2 protein-coding genes are annotated in these 2366 nt (G+C 73.7%); both read right to left on the bottom strand.

What is annotated here, in order from left to right:
• Positions 1–224: 224 nt before the first annotated feature.
• Positions 225–1202, bottom strand: a complete 978-nt coding sequence (locus tag H5T77_RS25595; RefSeq protein WP_292653430.1) for a cobalamin biosynthesis protein — start codon at positions 1200–1202, stop codon at positions 225–227.
• A partial coding sequence (gene cobC / locus H5T77_RS25590) for an Rv2231c family pyridoxal phosphate-dependent protein CobC (protein WP_292653429.1) occupies positions 1199–2366 on the bottom strand: 1168 nt, incomplete at its 5' end. The genes H5T77_RS25595 and cobC, both read right to left, overlap by 4 nt.

Below are 2366 nucleotides of genomic sequence, written 5' to 3'. Positions count from 1 at the left end.
GACCAACACGGTCACCGTCGGCGCTCTATGGGACCGTGTTGGTCTCGACACGCCTCCGCCTAGCGGCTCCGGCGGCTCGACCAGCGGGTCAACGGACCGAGCGGCGGGTCAACGGACCGGGCGGCGGGTCAACGGACCGCGCGGCGGTTGTACGGACCGACCCAGCGGGTCAGCGGAACCGGCATCGCTGAGGCTCCGCCTGCGGTCCTGGCCCGGGCCTTCCGTCACCGGCGCTGAGTGACCACCACGTACGCCGCCGCCACCAGCGCCGCACCGATGCCGACCCTGCGGGCAAGCCTGGTGGCCTCGACGACGTCGCCAGGCTCTGCGTCGCGGCCGTCCCCCATCACCGCGCGGTGCTCGACCCGGTTGCCGTAGTAGCGGTTCGTGCCGCCGAGGCGGATGCCGAGGACACCGGCGAAGGACGCCTCGACGACGCCCGCGTTCGGGCTCGGGTGCCGCGACGCGTCGCGGCGCCAGGCTTGCCACGCCGGCCTCGCCCGCGACGGCGAGGTGGCGATCGCGAGCAGGCCGGAGAGGCGCGAGCCGGGCAGGTTGAGCAGGTCATCGAGCCGGGCGCTCGCCCAACCGAATTGCTCGTAGCGGTCGTTGTGATGGCCCACCATCGCATCGAGGGTGTTGGCCGCGCGGTAGCCGAGAAGACCGGGTACGCCGGCGAGCGCACCCCACACGAGTGGCGCGACCACCGCGTCGGAGGTGTTCTCGGCGACGCTCTCCACGACGGCTCGGGAGACCTCGGAGGCGTCTAGCTCAGCGGTGTCGCGGCCGACCAGGTGGGTCAGGCGCTGCCGGGCGGCGGGGAGGTCGCCGCGGTCGAGGTGTGCGTGGACGGCCATCGCCTCGCGTTCCAGAGAACGCCCACCCAGCACCGCCCAGGTCGCGGCCGCGGACACCAGCGTCCTTCCGGTCCGGCCGGGAGCGAGTCGCTCCGCGGCGGCGCCAAGGACCACCGCTCCCCCGACGAGGGTGGCGGCGTGGAGCACACCGCGGGATCGATCGTCGGAGTACCAGGACCGCTCGGCCCGCATCGCGACCGTGCCGAACCCGGCGACCGGGTGGAACCGGCGTGGGTCTCCCAGCAGCCGGTCGAGAGCGAACCCCGCCAGCAGCCCGGCCGCGGTGGCGATGCGGTCTCGATGCGGACCGGAACCGTTACTGGTGTGACGTTTGATGCGCCTCATCTGTCACAACCGCAACGGTTCCGGTCCGAGAGGTGACTGAGTGCGGCGAGGAGCTGGTCGGTCGGCTCGCTTGGCCGCACGGCGATCCGCACCCAGTCGGGGCCGAGACCCGGGAAGGTGTCGGCGCGGCGTACGGCGATGCCGTGGTCGCGCAGGGCATCCCGGACCCCCAGACCTGGGCGGGCCAGGACGAAGGAGGCCGAGGAGGGGACGTACTCGATCTCTCGGGCTCGCAGGCCCGCCTCGAGATGGTCGCGCCAGGTGGCGATCTGCTCGGCGCGCTCGCGTGCCTCGCCGCTCGCGCGGACGGTGGCGCAGGCGAGCATGGCAGCGGCGGCGGTGGCGGAGACCGACCATGGGGTACGCGCCCACTCCAGGTCGCGGATCGCGGCGGTGTCACCGATGACATAGCCGGCCCGGACCCCGGGGATCGACCAGTGCTTGGTGAGGCTGCGGATGACCAGCAGGCCGTCCGCGCGGACGGCGGTGAGGGTCTCCGGCTCGCCCGGAACCGCGTCCATGAACGCCTCGTCGACCACGACCAGACGGCCGGGGCGGAGGAGGGCGCGGAGGGTGACGGCGGGATGGAGCACGCCGGTGGGGTTGGTCGGGTTGCCGACGACGACCAGGTCCGCGTCTTCGGGTACCGCGGCCGGGTCGAGGGCGAAGCCGTCCTCGGCCCGGCAGTGCACCTCGGTGACCTCGTGGCCGGCCTGCTCGAGCGCCGCGTGGGGCTCGGTGAACTGCGGATGGACGACGACCGGCTTACGCCAGGCCCGTGCCCGAGCGACCAGCGTGAACGCCTCGGCCGCCCCCGCCGTCGGGAGCACCTCGTCGCGGTCGCGGCCATGGTGCTTGGCCAGCGCGGCTCGCGCTGGCTCCTCGTCGGGGTAGGTGGTCGACGCGAGCGACTCCCGCAGCGCCTGCTCCAGCCACTGCGGCCGCTCGCCCGGGTAGACGTTCACCGCGAAGTCGAGCAGCCCGTCGCCGATCTCGACGTCCCCGTGGTGCCGCAAGGGGTCGGCAACCGCGCTGGTCGAGCCGTCCCCGCTGCCCGAGCCCTCCACCCCGCTGGACGAGCCGCCCGCACCCCCGTCGGTCGAGCCGCCGGAGCCGCTAGGCGGAGGCGTGTCGAGACCAACACAGTCCCCTGTCGCGCTCGAG

Source organism: Nocardioides sp. (genome assembly GCF_014360585.1).
Classification (GTDB): Bacteria; Actinomycetota; Actinomycetes; order Propionibacteriales; family Nocardioidaceae; genus Nocardioides.
The sequence above is the reverse complement of the archived record's forward strand: the minus strand, read 5'-3'. Positions and strand labels throughout refer to the sequence as shown.